We start from the raw sequence: 17,090 nt of genomic DNA, 5'->3' as shown, positions 1-17,090 counted from the left end.
CCCCCCCCCCCCCCCCCCCCCCCCCCCCCCCCCCCCCCCCCCCCCCCCCCCCCCCCCCCCCCCCCCCCCAACCCCCCTTTTTTGTTCGCATTTCGTTGGCAGCGTCAGATGTGTATAAGAGACAGGGGTCAGGGAGCGGTTCGGGCCTTGTTGCCCGACATCGGCGCTGGCAGCTTTGGCAGCGGATGTCGTCTTGTCGGTAATGCGGGAATGAATCGGGGCGATGCCTTATCGCCGTGCATGCATTGTTGCCATGCGCCCGCTCCGCGCATATACGTCATATGCCGGTTGTGGCGGGCGCGATGCCGTGGTATTTCCCGCGCGCGCTCTGCGCCCTGGTCCCTCAGAAGGACCCGAACATGGTGCCGAGCGTGATCACCAGCACCAGGGCCAGCAGTGGCGCGCCAATGGTCATGATGGCGATGTTGCCGTAGGACTGGCGGTGCGTGAGGCCGCAGATGGACAGCAGCGTGATGATGGCGCCGCTGTGCGGCAGGGTGTCGAAGCAGCCGGCCGCCATCACGGCCACGCGGTGCAGCAGCTCGGGGCTGATGCCCAGCTGCGCGGCCATGGCCAGGTAGTCCTTGCCCAGCGTGGACAGGGCAATCGACAGGCCACCCGACGACGACCCCGTGATGCCGGCCAGCACGTTCATGGCCACGGCCTCGGAGATCAGCGGGTTGTGTGGCGCCACGTTGAGCACGGCCTCGCGGATGATGGCAAAGCCCGCCAGCCCCGCGATGACCGCACCGTAGCCCACTTCCGAGGCGGTGTTGAAGATGGGCAGCATGGAGCCCAGCACGCCCTTGTTCACCGACTCCTTGAGATTGCGCCAGCGGCCCAGGCCCAGCAGCACCAGGGCTGCGCAGGCCACGGCCAGGGCCAGGATCAGCGCCCACAGGCCCGTCTGCTTGGCAGGGTCCACGGCAGGAAAACGGTCCTTCAGAAAGCCGAAATCCATCTGCGGGAACACGCCGTAGGTCAGCAGCGCGTTGACCGCGATCACCAGCACCAGCGGCAGCAGGGCCAGCAGCAGCGGCAGGTCCCGGCGGCTGTGCAGGGCGGGATCGCTTTCTTCATGCAGGCCCTGCTCGACGGCGTCGTCATGGTCGCCGTAGCCTTCGCCGGCCACGCGCGCCTTGGCCGCGCGCGACTGCAGCCACCACAGGCCCAGGGCCAGCATGGTCATGCCGCCGATGATGCCCAGGCCCGGCGCCGCGAACACATTGGTGCCGTAGTAGGGAATGGGAATGGCGTTCTGGATGGACGGCGTGCCCGGCAGCGCCGTCATGGTGAAGGTGAACGAGCCCAGCGCGATGGTGGGCGGTATCAGACGCTTGGGCACATGGGCCGCGCGGAACAGCGACTTGGCAATCGGATAGATGGCAAAGGCCACCACGAACAGCGACACGCCGCCATAGGTGAGCACGGCGCAGGCCAGCACCACCGTGAGGATGGCGTGCTTCTCGCCCAGCACGCGCATGATCCAGTGCGATATCGCGGTGGCTGCGCCCGAGTCGGCCATCAACTGGCCGAACAGCGCGCCCAGCAGGAACACGGGGAAGAACTGCAGCATGTAGTTGCCCAGGGCGCCCATGAAGGTGCTGGTGTACAGCGGCAGCATGTGGCCCAGGTCGCCGGACAGCAGCACGGCCACGGCGGCCATCAGGGGGGCCAGCAGCAGCACGGAGATGCCTCGGTAGGCCAGGAACATCAGTCCCGCCAGTGAAATCACGATTGCCAGGGTACTCAAATCGTCTCCAGTCCAGTGGTTCTAGTCAAAAAGACAGAATAAATGCGGATGGGTGACAATTTGGCGTAATTGGCGTGCTTTGTAGATGATTTGGCGCAATATATCGCCACGTTTACCCGGCCTGTGAGCCGCTGCGCGACTGCAGCCGCAGTCTCAGGGGCGTGGATGGCCGCAGCGTGACCTGCAGCACAGGGCGGGGCGCGCTGGCACCTTCGGGCACGCTCAGCCGCAGGCGCTGCAGCACCATGGCCGCCACCACCGTCATCTCCGTGCTGGCCAGGTGCTGGCCCAGGCATACGCGCGGGCCGGTGCCAAAGGGCATCCAGCTGCCGCGCGGTGCGGCAGGGGCTCCGTCCTTGTCGGCATCGGCGAAACGCTGCGGCTGAAAGGCATCGGGTTGCGGGAACCAGCGCGCATCGCGTTGCATGAGGCCGGGCGCAATCATGAACAGGGTTCGCGCGGGCAGGCGCCACGGACCCAGCTGCACAGGCCGTGTGCAACGCCGGCTGATGAGCACGGGTGCGGCCGGGTACAGGCGCATGGCTTCCTGAAGGCTCCAGCCCAACTGGCGCAGCGCGGGCAGGTCCTGCGCCGTGGGCGTGCGGCCCTGCAGCTGTTCCTGGATCTCGTCGGCCACCTGCTGCTGCGCCTCGGGATGGGTGGCCATGCACCAGGACCACCAGGTCAGGCTGCTGGCCACGGTTTCGTGACCTGCCAGAAAGGCCGTCATGCACTCATCGCGCACGGCCTGCAGCGTCCAGGCCTGGGCATCGCCCCGGTGCAGGCGCAGCAGGCGGCTGAGCAGATCCTCGGGCCAGTCTGCATCGGCCTGCGCCAGCCGGAGCCGGACCTGCCGGTCGATGAAGCCGCGCAGCCAGGCAAGCGCCCGGCGCTTGCGGCGCTTCCATGGCATGGCATCGGGCCAGCGCAGGGGCCAGTAGAACTCGCTGTTGGCGGCATGGCTGACTTCGCGGATGGCCTGCTCCGCGGAGCGCGCATCCTCGCCGATGGCGCCGGAGAACATCAGCCGCATGATCACATCCATGGCCAGGGCGGTCAGCGCCTGTTCCATGGGAAAGTCCTCGGACTGCTGTGGCCAGGCCTGGAGCGCGGCCTGCGCGGCTGCGGCCAGGGCCGGTATCTGGGCCTGCACGGCCTTGGGGGAGAAGGCCGGCAACAGGGCCTGCCGCTTGCTGCGCCAGGGCTGGCCTTCGCTGACCAGCACGCTGTGGCCGTGCAGCTGGGCAAAGACCGAGATGCCGTGCTCCCAGCGCACCAGCGCATCGTGCTGGCCCACCAGCAGCTCGCGCACCAGTTCGGGATCCGTGACGACGACCTGGTGCTCTGGCCAGATGCGCAGATGGATGGCATCGCCGTGCTCGCCGCGCCATTGCGCCAGCGTACCCAGCAGGTCGCGCGACATGCGGCGCAGCAGGCCCCAGCCCATGAGCCCCGGTGCCGGGCCGGGTGGCCAGGCCGTGGAGGCCGTCTGCTCGGATTGCTCGGGTTGCGCCGGTTGCGCGGGTTGCGGCGCTTGCGTGGCAAAGGGGCAGGAGGCCGCGTTCGACGGCGCCGGTGTGCAGGTATCTTGCGTGGAATTCGGGCGGTTCATGTTCCCATGCTCGCTGGTCACGCCGCCCGTGGTCTTGAACGAAAGCGTCACGGGATCGGCGGGCGGCAAGGCCTACACTGCGCCTCCATGGATGCCGTCGTGATGCCCGAAGCCGAAGCCGCAATCGAAGCCTGTACGCCCAGTGCCTTTGCTGCCTGTCCGCCCCTGCATGCCAGGGCCGCGCGCTGGGCAGGCCAGGGGCGGCAGCCGCACTCCATGCTGTATCCCGCGCCGGCAGGGCTGCATGGTGCGGTGGTGGCCGTCGTCTGCCGCGATACGCGGGGCGTGGTCCTGGACGATGCGCAGCGGCTGTCGCATTTTCCCGCCACCCCCATGGTCTGCCTGTCCTGGTACCAGGACATGGCCGCAGGCCTGGTGGGCGTGCAGGGCTGCGAGCCCTTTGAGGCATCCGTCATGCTCTCGGGCAGCCAGACAGCGCCGACGGCCAGCTGGGCCAGCGGGCCGGGCCGTGGCGGCATGGTCTGCCTGCACCTGGATGCCGCGCTGCAGCTGTTCGGCCCCGGCGTGCTGCAGGCGCAGGATGGCTTTGTCGTGGCATCCGGGGTGCTGGGGCCGTCCTGGTCCGCGCTGTGCCAGGCCCTGCTGCATGCGCAGGACGATGCCGGCACCCTGGACGCGTTGCAGCGCCACCTGGCGCCGCGCTGGCGCGAGGTCCGGGGGAGCGCCCTGCAGGTGCTGCCCTCATTGCGCGAGCATGGGCGCCACTGGGTGGCCTGGCTGGGGATGCAGGCGCTGCAATGGCAAAGAACGCTGGGCGCGCGCCAGGTGGAGCGGCGCATCAAGCAGTTCAGCGGCCGCTCCCTGAGGCAGTGGCAGGGCATGGTGCGCACGGAAAGCCTGTTCCATGCGGCGCGGCGCCGCCATGAACAGGGACAGGAGCTGGACTGGGCCGCGCTGGCGCTGGACGAGGGCTTCTCCGACCAGGCCCATATGTGCCGCGCCGTGCGCCAGATCACGGGGTTTTCGCCGGGGGAGTTTGCGCGGCGCTTCGAGCACGATGAATCGTTCTGGATGTATCGGCTCTGGGTTTGACCCGGGGGTCTGCTCCGCTTGCGTGTCCGTCACGCTACAGCATTTTTTGCATGGTAGAAAACGCGGGGGCTGCAAGCCGTTTCCCTGTGAAAACAGGTCCCGAATGCCGCTGTAAAACCCTAAGTCTTCTACAAGACTTAAAAAATGTGGCGGGTTCCGCTTAGAATTTTGTATTGTGGGATCGCATTGCAGAAAACGCCGGGGCAGCATGCTGGCGCGACGGGGCATTGCGTGACGGTCCTACTGCCTCAGGCTGCACCGGCCCCGTTTCCCCTAGCGGATGCCCGGTTCGACGGCCTGCGGCGCGACCCCTACCTTTTCACTACCTGAGACAAGAGATGAGCACGCAGCAACCCACCATCATCTACACCCTGACCGATGAGGCTCCGCGCCTTGCCACCAGTGCCTTCCTGCCTGTGGTACGCGCCTTTGCCGCACCCGTCGGCGTGAATGTCGAGACCGCCGACATCTCCGTGGCCCACCGCATCCTGGGTGAGTTCTCCGAATTCCTGGCCGAAGACCAGCGCGTGGCCCACACCTTGTCCGAGCTCGGCAAGAAGACGCTGGAGCCCGATGTCAACATCATCAAGCTGCCCAACATCAGCGCCTCCGTGGCCCAGCTGACGGCTGCCATCAAGGAGCTGCAGGGCAAGGGCTACGCACTGCCCGACTACCCCGAGAATCCGACCAACGACCAGGAAAAGGACATCAAGGCACGCTACGGCAAGTGCCTGGGCTCGGCCGTGAACCCCGTGCTGCGCGAGGGCAACTCCGACCGCCGCGCTCCTGCCGCCGTCAAGAACTACGCCAAGAAGCACCCCCACTCCATGGGCGAGTGGAAGCAGTGGTCGCAAACCCATGTCTCGCACATGGAGCACGGCGACTTCTACCACGGCGAAAAGTCGATCACGCTGGACGCCGCACGCGACGTCAAGATGGAGCTGACCACCAAGAGCGGCAAGACCGTGGTGCTCAAGTCCAAGGTGGCCCTGAAGGCTGGCGAGATCATCGACTCCATGTTCATGAGCAAGAAGGCGCTGTGCGACTTCTATGAAAAGGAACTGGACGACTGCCGCGACGCCGGCATCCTGTTCTCGCTGCACGTCAAGGCCACGATGATGAAGGTCTCGCACCCCATCGTGTTCGGCCACTGCGTGAGGATCTACTACAAGGAAGCCTTCGAGAAGCACGGCAAGCTGTTCGACGAGCTGGGCGTGAACGTCAACAACGGCATGTCCACGCTGTACGAGAAGATCGAGACGCTGCCCGCCTCGCTGCGCGAAGAGATCATCCGTGACCTGCACGCCTGCCAGGAACACCGTCCCGCGCTGGCCATGGTGGACTCGGCCAAGGGCATCACCAACTTCCACTCGCCCAACGACGTGATCGTTGACGCGTCCATGCCCGCCATGATCCGCCAGGGCGGCAAGATGTGGGGCGCCGACGGCAAGCCCTACGACTGCAAGGCCGTGATGCCTGAGTCCACCTTTGCCCGCATCTACCAGGAGATGATCAACTTCTGCAAGTGGCACGGCAACTTCGACCCCAAGACCATGGGCACCGTGCCCAACGTGGGCCTGATGGCGCAAAAGGCCGAAGAGTACGGCTCGCACGACAAGACCTTCGAGATCGAGGAAGACGGCGTTGCCAACATCGTCGATCTGGCCACCGGCGAAGTGCTGATGAGCCAGAACGTGGAGCAGGGCGACATCTGGCGCATGTGCCAGGTCAAGGACGCTCCCATCCGCGACTGGGTCAAGCTGGCCGTCACGCGTGCCCGCAACTCCGGCATGCCTGCCGTGTTCTGGCTGGACCCCTATCGTCCGCACGAGGCCGAGCTGATCAAGAAGGTCAACACCTACCTCAAGGACTACGACACCACGGGCCTGGAAATCCACATCCTGTCTCAGGTCCGCGCCATGCGCTACACGCTGGAGCGCGTGGCCCGCGGCCTGGACACCATCTCGGTGACCGGCAACATCCTGCGCGACTACCTGACCGACCTGTTCCCCATCATGGAACTGGGCACCTCGGCCAAGATGCTGTCCATCGTGCCCCTGATGGCCGGCGGCGGCATGTACGAAACGGGCGCCGGCGGCTCGGCTCCCAAGCACGTGCAGCAGCTGGTGGAGGAAAACCACCTGCGCTGGGATTCGCTGGGCGAGTTCCTGGCACTGGCCGTGTCACTGGAAGACCTGGGCATCAAGAACGACAACGCCCGCGCCAAGCTGCTGGCCAAGACCCTGGATGAAGCCACGGGCAAGCTGCTGGACGAAGACAAGTCGCCTTCGCGCCGCACCGGCGAGCTGGACAACCGTGGCAGCCAGTTCTACATCGCCCTGTACTGGGCACAGGCCCTGGCGGCGCAGACGGAAGATGCCGAACTGGCCTCCAAGTTCGCTTCGCTGGCCAAGCAACTGGCCGACAACGAGTCCAAGATCATCGAAGAGCTGCGCGCCGTGCAGGGCAAGGCCGTGGACATCGGTGGCTACTACATGCCCGACGTGGCCAAGATGGATGCCGTGATGCGCCCCAGCGCCACGTTCAACGCAGCCATCGACGCGCTGCTGTAAGCCACTGTGCCGGGGCCTGGCCCCGGCATGCTTCAGCCATGACCGGCCGACCCGCAAGGGCGGCCGGTTTTTTCATGCCTGCAACGGCAGGAAAGAAAACCGCAGGCGAAAAAAAACCGGCCCAGAGAGCCGGTTTTTGGAAGCTGCGCCGTGATCAGTAGCGACCGCCGCCGTGGCCGCCATTGCCGTAGCCGACGTCCGCACGCTTGCCGGCGTAACCCTGCGGGCTGTAACCACCGGAGCTGCGGCCTTCTTCACGGGGACGGGCCAGGTTCACGACGATCGAGCGTCCGTCCACGGACATGCCGTGCAGGCCGGTGATGGCGGCCTGGGCGACTTCGGCAGAAGCCATTTCCACAAAGCCGAAGCCCTTGGAGCGGCCGGTTTCGCGGTCCATCATGACCTTGGCGGAGGCCACGTTGCCGAACTCGGCAAAGTTGCTTTCCAGGCTGGAGTCGGTCACGGAGTAGGGCAGATTGCCCACGTAGATTTTGGTGGTCATAGGAAAACCTCTTCGATTGGATGTGCGCAAAAGGGCGCACCGTTGGCATGCATGCGGCGGACTGTGCAATCCGCGGCGGTGAATGGGTGGGAAGGCGACAGGCAGCCGGGCAGGCAGGCCGTCAGCAGGCAGGCGGGTGCTGCATGCAGGTCTGGAGCCAGCCCTGGGTGACAGCAAACAGCCGTGCTGCTTCGCGGGAGGCGAACGCCTTGTCGAAACGGAATACGCGGCAGTAGCTGCCGTTGCCTTGGGAGCGATGGACCGCGAAGGAGGCGCGGAAGCGGCCGCAGTCGGTCGGGTGTGTCGAGGGCGAGACGACGTACTTGCCCATGGGAATGCCGGTGTTTGAAATGTGGTTCAGTCAGGTTCGCAGCCTTGAACAGGCCTGCGTGAGCATCTGGGAACTCGGTTGGCTGCAGCTCTACAGACCAACTGTGCGACAAAGGTCGCAAGAGACATCCTGCGGGGAGCGGCGGACAGCCGTTGTGCAGGGAAGGGAAGTGGGCGGCTTAAGCGCTTGGCCTCAACAACGGAGCTGACTATATCCTGTTGTGTATTTAAGCGCAACTTAATATTCTTTTTAATTGTAAAACAGTGCGTGGTCGCCGATTTTGTTATGTTATAACGTAACTGTTTTGATGCAGGGCAAGGTCGCTGCCCGCCCTTTTTGACCAGGAAACCACCATGTCCCACTCCCTGACCACCAAGCAACAACGCGTGCTCGACACGCTGCGCCAGGCCGGCGCGCCGCTGACGGCCTACGCGCTGCTCGACCAGTTGCGGGACCACGGTTTGACGGCCCCTACCCAGGTCTACCGCGCGCTGGACAAGCTGGCCGAGCAGGGCGTGGTCCATCGCCTGGAGTCGCTGAATGCCTATGTCTGCTGCTCGCATCCGGACGAGGGCAGCCATGATTTCTCGGCCTTTGCGATCTGCGACAGCTGCGGCCAGGTCGATGAGTTCGTGGACGACGCGCTCAACCGCTGCCTGGGCAGCTGGGCGCATGGCCATGCGTTTGCGCTGGCCCATTCGAACATCGAGCTGCATGGCAAGTGCTCCGCCTGCACCGCGCTCCCCGCCTGAGACCCCTTCCTGCGCATGCGGCCGCAGTGCCCGCCGCGCGATCCCTGTCCCTGTTCGAGAGATTCCATGATGCATACCGTAGCGCCGGTTCAGCCGCCGCATGCCCGATTGCCTGTGACCGTGCTGTCGGGTTTTCTGGGCGCGGGCAAGACCACCTTGCTCAACCACATCCTGCACAACCGCGAAGGGCGGCGCGTGGCCGTCATCGTCAATGACATGTCCGAGGTCAACATCGACGCGGCCCTGGTGCGCGATGGCGGCGCCGGCCTGTCGCGCACCGACGAAAAGCTGGTGGAGATGAGCAATGGCTGCATCTGCTGCACGCTGCGCGAGGACCTGCTGCTGGAGGTGGCGCGGCTGGCGGGCGAGGGCCGCTTCGACCAGCTGGTCATCGAGTCCACGGGCATCTCCGAGCCGCTGCCGGTGGCCGAGACCTTCACCTTCGCGGGCGAGGACGGGCGCAGCCTGGGCGATGTGGCGCGGCTGGACACCATGGTGACCGTGGTCGATGCCTTCAACTTCCTGCACGACTATGGCTCGCGCGACAGCCTGCGCTCGCGCGGTGAATCGCTGGGCGAGGAGGACCGCCGCACCGTGGTCGATCTGCTGATCGAGCAGGTGGAGTTCTGCGATGTGATCGTGCTCAACAAGATCGACCTGGTCACCGAGGAGGACTGCACGCGGCTGATGGCCATCCTGAGCGGGCTCAACCCGCGTGCCAGGCTGGAGATCGCCTCCTTCGGCCAGTTGCCGCTGGATCGCGTGCTCGATACCGGGCTGTTCGATTTCGAGGAGGCCTCCAGGGCGCCTGGCTGGCTGCAGCAATTGCGTGGCACGCACCAGCCCGAGACGGAGGCCTATGGCGTTGCCAGCTTTGTCTACCGCGCCCGTCGCCCCTTTCATCCCCGGCGCTTCTTCGGCCTGGTGCAAAGCGAATGGCCGGGAGTAGTGCGCTCCAAGGGATTTTTCTGGCTGGCCAGCCATCCGGCGCTGGCCGGCTCCTGGTCGCAGGCCGGCGCCGTGGCGCGCCATGGGCCGGCCGGCCACTGGTGGGCCGCCGTGGAGGCCGAGCGCTGGCCGCGCGACCCCGAAAGCGTGGAGCGCATCCTGGACAAATGGGTCGATGGCGTGGGCGACGCGCGCCAGGAACTGGTGCTGATCGGCATGGGCATGGACGAGGACGCGCTGCGCGCCCGCCTGGACGAGTGCCTGCTGACCGATGCAGAAATGGCCCTGGGCCCGCAGACCTGGGTGCAATGGGACAACCCGTTTCCCGACTGGAATTGAACGAATACCGCGCCGGCCTGGGTCGGCGCGGCCACTGGAGCCCCGAATGCCTGCACCTCTTCCCGATGTTTCCCTGACCGATCCCGCGCCCAGCCTCAGCCCGCTGCAATGGGTGGGCATGCAGGGCATAGACCTGCCCGTGACCGTGGCCGAGCCAGGCTACTGGCGCGAGCTGCATGCGCGTGCCGATGTGCAGGTCGATCTTCCTGCGGCCCATGTCAAGGGCATACACATGTCCCGGCTGTACCGGCAACTGGACAGCCTGGCCGAGGAATCCGCGCTGTCTGCCCTGGCGCTGCGCCATGCGCTGCAGGCCATGATCGACAGCCACCTCGACTGCCAAAGCCGCAGCGCCCGGATGCGCCTGTCGCTGGACCTGCTGGCCCAGCGGCCCGCCCTGGTCACCCACGATCTGTCGGGCTGGAAGTCCTATCCCGTGCGCCTGGACGCCACGCTGGCGCAGGGCGTGTTCCAGCTGCGGCTGCAGGTGGGCGTGGGCTATTCCTCGACCTGCCCGTGCTCGGCGGCACTGTCGCGCCAGTTGCTGGAGCATGGCTTTTTGCAGGCCTTTGCGGGCGAGCCACTGGTGGAGCCGGACCAGGTGGCCTCCTGGCTGCGCCGGTATGGCACTCTGGCCACGGCACACAGCCAGCGCAGCGAGGCCCAGGTCAGCGTGGACCTGGGCTGTGATGCGCCCGACCTGGGCATCCTGCCCCTGATCGCCCGCGTGGAGCAGGCGCTGGGCACGCCCGTGCAGACCGCCGTCAAGCGCGCCGACGAGCAGGCCTTTGCCGCGCTCAACGGCCGCAACCTGATGTTTGTCGAGGATGCGGCGCGCCGCATACAGGCCGCGCTGGAAGGCATCTACGCCCGGCCGCGCGTGCATGTGCGCCACATGGAGAGCCTGCATCCGCACGATGCCGTGGCCTGGGCATGAGCGGCGAGCCGGCACCCGTTTCTCTGCAACCCAAGGAGTTTTCCATGCAAGTTCTCTCGTCCCTCAAGGAAGCCAAGCTGCGCCACCGAGACTGCCAGGTGGTGCGCCGGCGCGGCCGCATCTACGTCATCTGCAAGAGCAACCCGCGCTTCAAGGCCCGCCAGGGCGGCGCAAAGAACAGGCGCAAGGGATGATCCGCAAGAACCCGCGCGGCGACCTGCCGCGCATCCATGCCAGCGCCTTCGTGGACCCCACGGCCATCCTGTGCGGACTGGTGGTCGTGGAAGAGAACGTCTTCATCGGCCCCTATGCGGTGATCCGTGCCGACGAGATGGATGCGGACGGCCACATCGACCCCATCGTGATTGGTGCCCACTCCAACATCCAGGACGGGGTGGTGATCCACTCCAAGTCCGGCGCGCGCGTCAGCGTGGGGCAGCACACCTCGATCGCCCATCGCGCCATCGTCCACGGGCCCTGCACCGTGGGCAATGGCGTGTTCATCGGCTTCAACAGCGTGCTGTTCAACTGCGTGGTCGATGACGGCTGCGTGGTGCGCTACAACGCCGTGGTCGATGGATGCCACCTGCCGCCAGGCTTCTATGTGCCGTCCACTGCGCGCATAGGCCCGGAGACCGACCTGTCCACGCTGGCCCAGGTGCCCGCCGACGCCAGCGATTTCTCCGAGGACGTGGTCCGCACCAACAACGAATTGGTGCGCGGCTACAAGGCCATCCACAATGAGTTCTGACCGGCCGGGAGGGCTGCATGTCCGATTCCGCTGACCTCAAGAACCTGGGGCTGAAGGCCACGCTGGCGCGGCTGTGGGTACTGGACATCTTTCGCCACGGGGACCAGCGGCATCTGGCGGCGGAGGAGGTCTACCGCCAGCTGCATGACCAGGGCCGGGGCACCAGCCTGGCCACGGTCTACCGCGTGCTGGCGCAGCTGGAGCAGGCCGGCATGCTGCGCCAGCAGCGCTTTGCGGCGGGCAAGGCGGTCTATGAACTCGACGACGGCGAGCACCATGACCACCTGATCTGCACACGCTGCGGCCTGGTGCAGGAGTTCCACGATGCGGTGATCGAACAGCGCCAGAAGCTGCTGGCGCGCTCGCATGGCTTTGCCATCGTGGAGCACTCGCACATCCTCTACGGGCGCTGCATCAAGCCCGACTGCGAGCGGCTGGCGGGCCGGCCGGAGGCTACCTCTCCTTGAGGCTGCGCTGCGCACGCTCGCAGATGCGGCGCGTGGCGGGCACGGGCGATTCCTCGAGCCATTGCGCGCACAGGGCGCGCACCCAGTCGGGCCGGCTCTTGGCCGCGTCGTTGAGCCAGTTGGCCACCGAGTCCTGCACATAGGGCGAGGCATCGGCGCGCAGCCGCTGCAAAAGGGGCAGGGCGATCTCCGGGTGCTGCTTGAGCGCCGCGATATGGCTGCACCAGACGCCGCGCGGCCGCAGGGCCTCGCTGGCGAAGCGGCGCAGGCGGTCGGAGGGCCGCCTTGTCCACCGGGACAACTCGGCCACGGCCTGCGGCAGATCGCTGGCCAGATGCGGGCGCACGCCCATCCACGACCATTCACGCACGCCGAAATGCGAGTCATCGGCCAGCGGCTGCAGCAGCTCCAGGCGCTGGCTCAGGGTCAGGCCCGGCTGCGCACCGGCCATGAAGCAGGCCCAGCCGCGCACCGTGTCAGAGCGGTGCGTGAGGCAGCGCTGCCAGCCGGCCTGGCCCAGCGCCTGCCACAGCAGGCCGCCAATGCACTCCATGCGCTTGAGAATGCCAAGCTGGCCCAGCGCCTGCGCCGTGTCCTCCAGTTGCGGCCACGCGTCGGGAAAGACGGCCTGCAGCAGCCGGGCCTGGTCCACGGCCAGGCTTTCGGTCAGCGTGGCGGTCTCGATCTCGCCCAGGGACAGGGCCTGCAGCAGTTCTGGAGTGATATCGACCGTGCGGTTGGCGCCCTTGCGCCGGGGGGCGGGCGCCGTCATGCGCTGGCCTCCACGCCTGCGGCGGCCTTGGCCAGCAGCTTTCCCAACTGGCCGCGTTCGGCGGGCGACAGGTTGGAAAACAGGCCGGCGATCCATTGGCTGTGCCGGGCAAACAGCTTGCGCGCCAGCTGGCGCCCCTTGGCGGTGAGCTGCACGCGCAGCGCGCGGCGGTCGGCCGGGTCGGGCAGGCGCTCGGCCAGGGCCTCGCGCTCCAGGCCGTCCAGCAGGCCCGTCACGGTGGCGCGGGTGATGCCGGCCTGCTCGGCCAGGTGGTTGGGCGCCAGCCCTTCGCTGGCGGATTCCAGCAGGAACAGCAGCACGAAGCGCCCTTCGGACAGGCCATGGGGCGCCAGCAGCGCGGCGCAGTCACGGTCGATGCGCGCAGCCAGCGACAGGGTCTGGAAGCACAGCCGCATGCTGTCCACGTCGTCCAGCTTGCGGCGCTCGGCCTCGGCCAGCAGGGCCTGGTATTTCTGTTCGAGTTGCATGCGGCAAGCATACAGTATGGTGGCTAACCATGTGGCTGCGCCTCCAGGCAAGCAGATGCCTGTGCGCGATGACTGCGCCTGCGGCGCAGCCTGCGCACGCCTATGAGCACGCCCGTGGCGCTCATCAGCAGGCCGCCCAGGCTGAAGGCCAGCAGCAGCGCATCCCACAGCGGCCGGCGCTGCAGCAGCGGCAGCCAGTCCCAGCTGTGCAGCATGGCGAACAGCCAGCGCTTGAGGCGCTGGGTGCCATCCAGCCGGCCCAGCACCTGGCCCGTGTGCGGGTCGATGTGCACCCAGCTGGCCGCAGCATCGCCAAAGACCACGCGCAGCACGGGCAGGGGCTTGTCATGGCCACCCATCATGGTGTGCTCGGCGCGCTCGTACCAGTACAGGTCGTGCGCGGTCAGCCATTCGCTGCGCAGCACGGGTGCGTCGACCAGCACGGCCGCCCGGTCCAGCAGGGCCTCGCGCGAATGGGCCACGGGCGCGGCGCTGGCGCTGTCCAGCACCAGGGGCGTGCCGGCTGCGGGCTGGGCCAGCACTTCGGTGCGGCCTGCGGTGCGCAGCCAGCGCAGTTCGCGCACGGGGCCGCCCGCTGCGGCGATCAGCGACTGCGGCGTGGCGTCGCCCCCTGTCAGGCGCAGAGGGCCCTGCTGCCACCGGGCCATGTGCAGTGGCGGCGTGCCCGTGTCGAACAGGCGCCAGGGGTTCATGGACATCAGGCCGCTGAAGATCCAGGCCAGCGTGGTCAGCGCGAACAGCAGGCCCGCCACATGGTGCCAGCGCATGGCGCGGCCCGGGTAAGGCGTGCGCCGGCCGCTGCGGTAGGGCTGCCTGAACCGCCAGCGCATCACCCCGACCACGCTGCCGGTGATGGCCACGGCAATGCCGACCAGCGACAGCACGTTGACGATGTCGGCCCAGGCGCCGTCAAAGGCATTGCCCCGGAACATGTACAGCCAGTGCAGCCAGGCGCCCAGGTAGTTCCAGCCGCGCTCGGTGCGCGTGGCATCGCGCACCACCTCGGCCGTGCGGCCGGAGATGTAGAGCAGCGTGCCCTGGGCATCGTCCATCTGCACGCGGTGCAGGGGGCGGTGGATGTCCAGCGCGCGCGAGTGGCTGAAGGCATCCTCATCCACCGTGCCCAGGTAGTGCAGGCCCGTGCCGTCCCCCGCGAAGGCACGGGCACTGGCCAGGGCCTGCGCCTCGCTGGTGGCGGGCAGCACATGGCCGCTGGCCGCATCAATGGCCACGGGCTGGCGCCGCCCCTCGGGCGTGGCCAGGTAGCTGGCACGGCCGGCGCTGCCGGCATGCAGGCGCAGGTCCTTGAGCGGGCCGTCGATGCCGGCCTCGCGCAGCGCCTCGGCGGGCGCGAGCAGGGCGGCGTTGCCATCGAGCGGGGGCAGGTGGCGCAGCCGTTCGGCCTCGGTGAGCTTGGGGTAGCCCACGTACATCATCACCATGCCCGAGACAAACCACAGCGCAAAGAACAGGCACACGGCAATGCCCAGCCAGCGGTGCAGCAGGAACAGCCAGCGTTTGAGGTGAAGGCGCATGGCGCGGCCCTCGCTCAGAACGCCACGCGCAGCGTGATATCGGCCGTGCGCGGCGCCCCCAGGTAGGCCATGGTGCTGGTCAGGCTGGCGGCGTAGACGCGGTCCGTGGCATTGCGCAGCCGTGCAACCACGGTCATGCGCGGGTCGATGCGGTAGCTCAGGCCCAGGTCCAGCAGCGTGTAGGCAGGCCAGGACAGGGTGTTGGCCGCATCGGCATAGATACCGCCCACGCGGCGCAGCCCGGCGTTGACCTCCAGGGCCGGCGTGATGCGGTAGCTGGTCCAGAGGTTGAGCACGCTGGCGGGCGTGTTCGTGGGCCGCTTGCCCGCCAGGGACACGCCGCCTTGCTGGTAGTTGTCATAGCGCGCGTCCACATGGCTCCAGTTGCCCTGGACCGACCAGCGCGGCGTGGGCGCCAGGCCCATGGACAGCTCCACCCCGCGCGAGGACTGCTGGCCCACCAGCACCGTGCGCGTGCTGTCCTGCGGGTCCTGGGTGGAGATGTTGCGGCGCGTGATGTGATAGACCGCCAGCGCCGCCGTTCCCTTGCCCTGCCAGAACGACAGCTTGCTGCCCGCCTCCACCTGGCGGCCCGTGGTCAGCCCGGTGTTGTTGATGGCGTCGGCAAACGAGGCGCCCATCAGCATGCCCGACGGCGGATCGGCCGCCGTGGAGAACTGCGCGTAGAGATTGGCCTCGGGCGTGGCATCCCAGACCAGGCCCACGCGCCCGGTCGTCGGGCTGTAGCTGCGGCTGTAGCTGGCGGGCAGCGCGGGCGTTACATCGCGCCGGTTGGTCAGGTCCACCTCGATGCGTTCATGGCGCAGGGCGGTCAGCAGGTGCAGGGCCGGGGTGAGGGCCGTGCGGTTTTCCAGGTACAGGGCGGTGGTGGTGACCTTGTTGTCGCGGTCGGGCCTGAAGCCGGGTGCCATGCCGGGAATGTCGTAGAAGTTCTCCGTCGTGAAATCGTAGGGATTGACCGTGCTCACCGTGCCAGACAGGCTGTTCGGAAAGCGCGTCTGCCGGTTCACGCTCACATCCAGCCCAAAGGCCCATTCGCTGCGCCGGCCGGCCAGCTCGCCCAGGTAGCTGCCTTCGATGCGGTCGCCCACCATGCGCTGGTCATGTCGCTGCAGCAGCGCGGCCGAGCGCACCACCGCGCTGTTGTCGGGCGTGAAGCGGTAGGTCTCCACGTTGCGGTAGTCGCGCAGCGCGTCATAGGCGTAGAAGGTGTTGCTCAGCTTGAGCCGGTCGCTGGCCCGCCATTCGGTGATGGAGCGCAGCCACTGCACGCGCTGGGCGTACAGGCCGTCGGCGCTGTTGTAGTTCTTGCCGAGGGTGGCCTCGTCAATGCGCGCCTGGCCGCGCAGCGGGTTGAGCAGCGGCGTGCCCCAGTAGGGGCGGTCCACCCGCTCATGCTGGGCTTCGTAGGCCAGGGTGTGCGTCAGGCCGCCACCCAGGTCGGACAGCAGCGAGGCCGCCAGCTGCGTGGAGCGCGACTGCGTGCCGCCCACCCAGCTGCCGGCATCGCGGTGGTTGAGGTCCAGGCGCAGGTAATGGGTGGTGCCCTGGCTGTCGGTGGCATTGCCCAGGCGGCGGTTCAGCCCGACGGAGGCTTCCTTGAGCCCGTAGCTGCCCAGACGCAGCTGGCCTTCGGTGAAGCTGTCGCGCTGGGCCAGCTTGGTGATGTAGTTCAGCGTGCCGCCCACGCCGCCTGCGCCGTAGAGAAAGCCGGAGGCACCGCCAATGGCCTCCACCCGGTCGTAGATCCAGCTGTCCACGGGCCGTGCCGCAATGGAGTACTGCAGGTTGATGCCGTTGAACAGCTGGCTGACCGACCCCGTGCCGAAGCCCCGGTAGCTGATGCCGATGTTGCCGGGCGGGCTGTAGGCCGTGACGCCCGGAATGGAGCGCAGGATCTCCTGCGTGTCCTGGGCGCCACGCGCCTCGATGGCGGCGCGATCCACGATGTGCACCGAGGCCGGTGTCTCGCGCGCCGTCAGGCCCAGGCGGCTGGCCGTGCCCACGGTCTTGTTCAGCGGCAGCAGTCCGTTGGCGTCGGCCGTGGCCTGGTCGGAGACTTCGACGGCGGGCAGTGCCGCCTCGGCCAGGGCCTGCGCGTGCGCGGCAGGCGTCCATGCGGCGCCCAGCGCGCAGCACAGCGCCGTGGCAAGGGGATGGAGACGAAAGGCGTGCGTGGACGCGCGCACCGGCGCCGCCATCGCGGGGAAAGGGGAAGAATTCACGAACTGACTC

Annotated in this window: 16 protein-coding genes; 8 read left to right on the top strand and 8 right to left on the bottom strand. The window is 67.5% G+C overall.

The window, feature by feature from the left end:
* Positions 1-343 precede the first annotated feature (343 nt).
* Together JHD82_RS20415 and JHD82_RS20410 are read right to left on the bottom strand one after the other, a co-directional pair.
* Positions 344-1,753, bottom strand: a complete 1,410-nt coding sequence (locus JHD82_RS20415) for a GntP family permease (protein WP_199138419.1) — start codon at positions 1,751-1,753, stop codon at positions 344-346.
* Positions 1,754-1,865: 112 nt separating this feature from the next.
* The gene (locus JHD82_RS20410) at positions 1,866-3,365 is read right to left on the bottom strand and encodes a cytochrome P450 (protein WP_199138430.1); all 1,500 of its coding nucleotides are present in this window, start codon (positions 3,363-3,365) and stop codon (positions 1,866-1,868) included.
* A gap of 102 nt (positions 3,366-3,467) precedes the next feature.
* Here JHD82_RS20410 and JHD82_RS20405 point away from each other — a divergent pair, with 102 nt between their 5' ends.
* Both JHD82_RS20405 and JHD82_RS20400 read left to right on the top strand, forming a co-directional pair.
* On the top strand, positions 3,468-4,418 hold the full coding sequence (locus JHD82_RS20405) for a helix-turn-helix domain-containing protein (protein WP_199138432.1): 951 nt from the start codon (positions 3,468-3,470) through the stop codon (positions 4,416-4,418).
* A 338-nt stretch (positions 4,419-4,756) separates the two neighbouring features.
* Complete coding sequence (locus tag JHD82_RS20400) at positions 4,757-6,991, top strand: NADP-dependent isocitrate dehydrogenase (RefSeq protein ID WP_013802520.1); 2,235 nt, start codon at positions 4,757-4,759, stop codon at positions 6,989-6,991.
* 154 nt (positions 6,992-7,145) lie between these two features.
* Here the strand turns inward: JHD82_RS20400 and JHD82_RS20395 are convergent, their stop codons facing one another.
* Both JHD82_RS20395 and JHD82_RS20390 read right to left on the bottom strand, forming a co-directional pair.
* The gene (locus JHD82_RS20395) at positions 7,146-7,493 is read right to left on the bottom strand and encodes an RNA-binding protein (RefSeq protein WP_065346435.1); all 348 of its coding nucleotides are present in this window, start codon (positions 7,491-7,493) and stop codon (positions 7,146-7,148) included.
* 121 nt (positions 7,494-7,614) lie between these two features.
* Positions 7,615-7,824 (bottom strand): hypothetical protein, encoded by a 210-nt coding sequence (locus JHD82_RS20390; protein WP_012205475.1) that lies wholly within the window; start codon positions 7,822-7,824, stop codon positions 7,615-7,617.
* 353 nt (positions 7,825-8,177) lie between these two features.
* On the opposite strand from JHD82_RS20390, the gene JHD82_RS20385 reads away from it, so the two are divergent.
* The 6 genes from JHD82_RS20385 (at position 8,178) to fur (ending at position 12,018) form a co-directional block, all read left to right on the top strand.
* Complete coding sequence (locus tag JHD82_RS20385) at positions 8,178-8,576, top strand: Fur family transcriptional regulator (protein ID WP_013802518.1); 399 nt, start codon at positions 8,178-8,180, stop codon at positions 8,574-8,576.
* A 66-nt stretch (positions 8,577-8,642) separates the two neighbouring features.
* Complete coding sequence (zigA, locus tag JHD82_RS20380; RefSeq protein ID WP_199138417.1) at positions 8,643-9,863, top strand: zinc metallochaperone GTPase ZigA; 1,221 nt, start codon at positions 8,643-8,645, stop codon at positions 9,861-9,863.
* 46 nt (positions 9,864-9,909) lie between these two features.
* Positions 9,910-10,800: a GTP cyclohydrolase FolE2 gene (folE2, locus tag JHD82_RS20375; protein WP_199138415.1), complete on the top strand. Its 891-nt coding sequence runs from the start codon at positions 9,910-9,912 to the stop codon at positions 10,798-10,800.
* 44 nt (positions 10,801-10,844) lie between these two features.
* The gene (gene ykgO / locus JHD82_RS20370; RefSeq protein WP_013802515.1) at positions 10,845-10,994 is read left to right on the top strand and encodes a type B 50S ribosomal protein L36; all 150 of its coding nucleotides are present in this window, start codon (positions 10,845-10,847) and stop codon (positions 10,992-10,994) included.
* Positions 10,991-11,551, top strand: coding sequence for a carbonate dehydratase (locus JHD82_RS20365; RefSeq protein ID WP_013802514.1), 561 nt, complete (start codon positions 10,991-10,993; stop codon positions 11,549-11,551). Before ykgO ends, JHD82_RS20365 begins: the two co-directional genes overlap by 4 nt.
* 17 nt (positions 11,552-11,568) lie before the next feature.
* Positions 11,569-12,018, top strand: coding sequence for a ferric iron uptake transcriptional regulator (fur, locus tag JHD82_RS20360; protein WP_199138414.1), 450 nt, complete (start codon positions 11,569-11,571; stop codon positions 12,016-12,018).
* Here fur and JHD82_RS20355 read toward each other — a convergent pair.
* The 4 genes from JHD82_RS20355 to JHD82_RS20340 are packed head-to-tail and all read right to left on the bottom strand — an operon-like array spanning position 12,005 to position 17,056.
* Positions 12,005-12,790: a DNA alkylation repair protein gene (locus tag JHD82_RS20355; RefSeq protein ID WP_199138413.1), complete on the bottom strand. Its 786-nt coding sequence runs from the start codon at positions 12,788-12,790 to the stop codon at positions 12,005-12,007. The genes fur and JHD82_RS20355 overlap by 14 nt on opposite strands.
* The gene (locus JHD82_RS20350; protein WP_012205483.1) at positions 12,787-13,278 is read right to left on the bottom strand and encodes a MarR family winged helix-turn-helix transcriptional regulator; all 492 of its coding nucleotides are present in this window, start codon (positions 13,276-13,278) and stop codon (positions 12,787-12,789) included. The genes JHD82_RS20355 and JHD82_RS20350 overlap by 4 nt, the downstream gene beginning before the upstream one ends.
* Positions 13,279-13,301: 23 nt before the next feature.
* A complete protein-coding gene (locus tag JHD82_RS20345; RefSeq protein ID WP_199138412.1) occupies positions 13,302-14,834 on the bottom strand; it encodes a PepSY domain-containing protein in 1,533 nt (510 codons plus the stop codon).
* A gap of 14 nt (positions 14,835-14,848) precedes the next feature.
* Positions 14,849-17,056 (bottom strand): TonB-dependent siderophore receptor, encoded by a 2,208-nt coding sequence (locus JHD82_RS20340; protein WP_199138423.1) that lies wholly within the window; start codon positions 17,054-17,056, stop codon positions 14,849-14,851.
* Positions 17,057-17,090 lie beyond the last annotated feature (34 nt).

This window comes from Delftia sp. ASV31 (assembly GCF_016428765.1).
Lineage (GTDB): Bacteria > Pseudomonadota > Gammaproteobacteria > Burkholderiales > Burkholderiaceae_C > Comamonas > Comamonas acidovorans.
This window is presented reverse-complemented; position numbering and strand designations above follow the sequence as displayed.